Origin of the sequence: Streptomyces glaucescens (assembly GCF_002154375.1) — a bacterium.
Classification (GTDB): Bacteria; Actinomycetota; Actinomycetes; order Streptomycetales; family Streptomycetaceae; genus Streptomyces; species Streptomyces glaucescens.
The window spans coordinates 1-5,135 of record NZ_MUND01000930.1 but is presented as its reverse complement, the minus strand read 5'-3'; the positions used below and the strand labels follow the sequence as shown (position 1 = coordinate 5,135).

The following is a 5,135-nucleotide window of genomic DNA, read 5'->3' as shown; positions in this document are numbered from 1 at the left end:
GGGAGCGGGTGTGGCCCTCGGCTACTGGCGGGATGAGGAGCGCACCGCGGAGCGTTTCTTCGAGCATCCCGAGCTGGGGCGGTTGTATCGCACGGGTGATCTGGGCAGGTGGACGCGGCAGGGCTGGATCGAGTTCCTCGGCCGCGACGACTTCCAGGTCAAACTCAACGGCTACCGCGTCGAACTGGAGGAGATCGCGGCCAAGCTGAGCCGGCTCCCCGGCGTGGACAAGGCCGTGGCCCGCGTGCAGCAGGACGACGCCCAGGACCGACTCGTCGCCTACCTGGTGCCCGGCCAGGGGGCCCAGCCCGCGGAAAAGGGCGTGGACCGCCACGAGTTCGTCCTGAGCGCGCCCGGATTGCTCGACGGTGCCGAGCCACGCCTCGCACTGGAGCTACGCCAGGACCCGGCGGCGTATACGCGAACCAAGAGCTACCGGCATTTCCTGGACGCGCCCGTCGACCCGGCCCTGGTCCGCAAGCGGTTCGCGGAGGCACTCGGAGAAGCCGGCGCCACCCGCTACGAAGAAGGCGGCACCACCCACCTCCGCGAAGAGTCCGGCACCGCCCGCCTCGGCGAAGAAGACTTGTCTGCCGTCCTCGGCGTCCTGTCCGCCGCGCACCTGCCCGGCCGCGCGCTGCCCAAGTACCGGTATCCCTCGGCGGGCAGCACCTACCCGGTACGGACGTTCCTGCGCACCCCGACCGGAGACGCGCACGGCGGACACCTGTACTTCCACCCGCTGACCGGGGAACTGGCCGCGCACGACCTGGACGCGGTCGCCGCCTGGCCGGGCGGCCACGACAGCGAGCTGCATCTCGTCGTCCACTGGCCCGCCATCACCCCGCTGTACGAGGACCGTGCGCGGCGGCTCGCGCTGCTGGAGGCCGGGCACATGCTGGCCCTGCTCACCGAGGCACTGGACGCGCGCGGCATCCCGTACCGGGTGGTGCCCGAGGAGCGGCCGCTGGACGCGGAGCACACCGGGGTGTGCCGTGTGCTCCTCGGTGCCGTCGGCGGGTTCCGCCCCGCGCCGGTGGAGCCGGTCTGCCGGACCCGGGAGGCCGGTGCCACGGAGTTCGCCGAGCCCGGGGGAAGCCACCCCTACGACCTGGCCGCGGTGCCGGTCTTCGAGCGGGCCGGCGATGCGCACGCGGTCCTGAGCCGGGCCCGCTGTCTGCTCACGCTGGAGGGTGAGGCGACGGCCGAGCACCTGCTGTCGGCCGGGTTCCTCCTCCAGCGGCTGGCGGAGCGGCTGCACGCCGACGGCCTGGGCACCTGCCCGCTGGGCCTGACGCCCACCGACCGTACCCTGTACGCCCTCGCGGTCGGCGCGGTGGACGAGGAGGCCCGGCAGGCCCCCGAGAGCCCCGCGGAGCCGCCGACCCTCGCTGAGGCCGTGACCGCCGAGCTGGCGCGTGTCCTTCCCGAGTACATGCTGCCGACCGGCTACCGGGTCCTGGACGCCCTGCCGCTGAGCCCCAACGGCAAGCTCGCCGCCGACCGGCTGCCGCCCGTGGAGTTCCAGGGCACCTACGTGGCGCCCGTGACCGACACCGAGCGGGCCCTGGCCGAGGTGTGGGCGAGGGTCCTCGACCGCCCGGCCGGCGTGATCGGTACGACCGACAGCTTCTTCGCCGTCGGCGGCAACTCGCTGGCCGCCATGAAGCTGGTGCGCCTGCTCCAGCGCGACCTGGGGTGCGAGCTGAAACTCCGGGACCTGTACGCCAACGACACGATTCTCAAGCTTGCCGAGCACATGGGCACGGCCCCGGCAGCCGCCGTGCGTGAAGAGGGAGAGCTGTGAACCCCGAGCTGGAACTGCTGAACGACCTGCGCTCCGCCGGAGTCCTCCTGTGGGCCAAGGGCGAGGACCGCCTCGGCTTCTCCTTCCCGCAGGACACCGGCTTCCCGCAGCCGCTCAAGGACCGGGTGAGCCGCAGCAAGCGGGAACTGCTGCGCATCCTGGAACTCAACCGCGTCGACAGCGAGGAGCGCGCCCGCCGGACGACCCACTGGAAGCTCCCCGACGCCGCGCACGAGCGGACGCTGCTGTCGGTCCAGCGGGGCATGTACCTCCAGAGCCGTATCGACGCACTCGGCCACACCTACACGATTCCCCTCTTCGTCGAGCTCACCGGCACCGACGCGGACGCGGCCGAGCGGTCCGTGCGCGCTCTGCTGGCGGCCGAGCCGATCCTGCGGATGCGGGTGCGGGACGACCTGTCGTACGAGGTGCTGCCCGCCGACGCGTTCACGGTCGCCCGCACCGGCGTCACCGCGGACCGCCTCGACGCGCTGCGCGAGGACCGCGCCCGCACCGCCTTCCCGCTGCCCGACGGCCGGCTGATCCGCCCCGAGGTCGTCGAGGTGCAGGGCACCGGGACGGTCGTGGTGTGCCTGACGCACCACCACATGCTCTCCGACGCCTCCTCGGCGGAACTCCTCGTCCACCGCCTGCTCACCCTGCACGGCACTCCCGACGGCGGTGCGTCCGGCGACGACGGGCCCGCACTCGACTACTTCGACCTCGTCGCCCAGCAGCGGATCGAGCTGGCCGGCCCCGAGTGCGCCGCCGCCCGCGACCGGCTCGCGCGCCGCCTCGCCGCCGCCGGCAAGCCGCGGCTCGGGCGGAGCGCCGCCCGGGGCGCCGACAACCGGGCGGCCACCCTCCGCCGCACCCTCGACCCGGACACCCACCGGGCGCTCACCGAGCTGGCCGCCCGGCACCGGGTGAGCCGGTACGCGCTGCTGTTCACCGGCCTCTACCACACGCTCAGCAGCTTCACCGGTGGTCAGGACGACTTCGCCGTCGCCCTCACCGTCGCCAATCGCCCGCCCGCCTTCCAGACCGCGATCGGCCCGTTCGTCAACACGCTCCCGCTGGTCCCGGAGTACCGCGGCGGCGACTCGTTCCTCGACAACGCGCGACGCGTCAACGACGCCGTCATCGACCTGAACCAGCACCATCAGCTCAACGTCGACATGCTGACCGACGCCCTGCCGGGCGGCGCCGCGGACCTGGCCGACACCCTCCAGGTGCTGTTCACCCTGCACAACTACGCGCCGGTGGAAGCACCCCCCACCGCCCTCCGGCACCGCGTCCTGCCGTACGAGGACCTGGCGGAGAAGTTCGGGATCTCCGTCATCGCCAAGGAGAGCGACGACGGGGTCGATTTCACCGTCACCTACGCCGAGGCCCGCTACGACCGGGAGCTGATCGAGGCGCTCTGCGACACCTACCTCACCGTGCTGCGCTCGGCGGCGGCCGCACCGGACGCCGCCGTCGACCGGCTGGAGCTGGTGCCGCCCGAGACCCTGCACCGGATGGCCGAGTGGAACGCCACCGGACGGGACCACGGGCCGGTCCGCACCGCCGTCGAGATGTTCGAACTCCAGGCACGGCGCACCCCGGACGCCACCGCGGTCGTCCACGCCGGACGCCGGCTGACGTACCGGCAGCTCGACGAGCGTGCCAACCGGCTGGCCCATCTGCTGCTGCACCGGCACGAGGTGGCGCCCGGCAGCTTGATCTGTCTGCGGCTGGACCGCGGTGAGCACATGCTCGTCACGGTGCTCGGCGTGCTGAAGGCGGGATGCGCCTACGTTCCCGTCGACACGGACGCCCCGCACGAGCGGCTGCGGTTCATCCTCGCCGACACCGAGAGCCCGCTGCTGCTCACCGACGTCCGCAACCGGCCGGGCTGCACGGCGGCCGACCCCGGCGTGCCCGTCGTCACCGTCGATCAGGACCCCGACGCGGCAGACCTGCCCTGCCACGCCCCGGGCCTGCCGCTCACCGGCTCCGACCTGGCCTACGTGATCTACACGTCCGGCACCACCGGCCGGCCCAAGGGCGTGCTGTGCGAGCACGCCGGGCTGGTCAACCGCATCCAGTGGATGAACCGGATGTTCCCGCTCGGCCCCGACGACCGCGTCCTGCAGAAGACGCCGTACGTCTTCGACGTGTCGGTGTGGGAACTGCTGTGGGCCGTCTGGTACGGCGCGGCCGTGGTCTTCGCCGAGCCGGGCGCTCACAAGGACCCGTACGCCCTGACCGAACTCATCGAGCGGGAAGGCGTCACCGTCGTCCACTTCGTGCCGTCGATGTTCGCCGTCTTCCTCGAGGCGGCCGACGGCGCGCCCGGGGCACCGGCGGCGCTGTCCGGGCTGCGCCTCGTGTTCTGCAGCGGTGAGGAGCTGAAGCCCGCCCAGGTCCGCGACGCCCACCGGCTGCTGCCGGACGCCCGCCTGCACAACCTGTACGGACCCACCGAGGCGTCCATCGACGTCCTGCACCATCCCTGCACCGACCCCGACCCGGACACCGTGCCGATCGGCACCCCCGTCGACAACACCCAGGTGTACGTGCTCAACGCGGCCCGCCGGCCGCTGCCCGTCCACGCCGTCGGCGAGCTGTACCTCGGCGGTGTCCAGCTCGCCCGCGGCTACCTGAACCGCCCGGAACTCACCGCCGAGCGTTTCGTTCCCAACCCCTTCGGCGAAGGACGCCTGTACCGCACCGGTGACCTGGTCCGGCAGCGCAGCGACGGCTCGATCGAGTACCTCGGCCGTGACGACTTCCAGGTCAAGATCCGCGGCTACCGCATCGAGCTCGGCGAGATCGAGGCCGCACTCGCCCGCTGCCCCGGCGTCCGCCGGGCCGTGGCTCTGGTGCGGCACACCGACCCGCGGCACCCCTACCTGGTGGGCTACTACGTCGCCGACGCCCCTCTCGACGAGACCGCGCTGACGCGGGCCCTGCACGAGACGCTGCCGCCGTACATGGTGCCCGGCGCTCTCGTCCACCTGGCCGAGCTGCCCGTCACCGTCAACGGCAAGCTCGACCGGCGTGCCCTGCCCGACCCCGGCCTGCCCCAGGCCGCCGAGGAGCGGCTCGCTCCGCGCACCCCGCTGGAGGAACGGGTGCGCGACCTGTGGGCCGACTGCCTGGGCCTGCGCCCCGCGGACCTCGGCATCCGCGACGACGTCAGGCGGCTCGGCATGGACAGCATCGTCGCCATCCGGGTGGCGAGCCGGCTGCGCAAGGAACTGGGCGTCACACTCGCCGTCCGCGACATCTTCTCCCTGCCCACCGTCGAACAGGTGGCCGCCCTGGCGGTGGCGGAGCCGGA

Annotated in this window: 2 protein-coding genes; both read left to right on the top strand. The window is 72.8% G+C overall.

From position 1 onward, the window contains the following. The coding region (locus CCN42_RS45815) for a phosphopantetheine-binding protein (protein WP_143662202.1) at positions 1–1,807 on the top strand (1,807 nt) is incomplete at its 5' end. Next, on the top strand, positions 1,804–5,135 hold a 3,332-nt coding region (locus CCN42_RS39385), incomplete at its 3' end, for a non-ribosomal peptide synthetase (protein WP_086741964.1). The genes CCN42_RS45815 and CCN42_RS39385, both read left to right, overlap by 4 nt.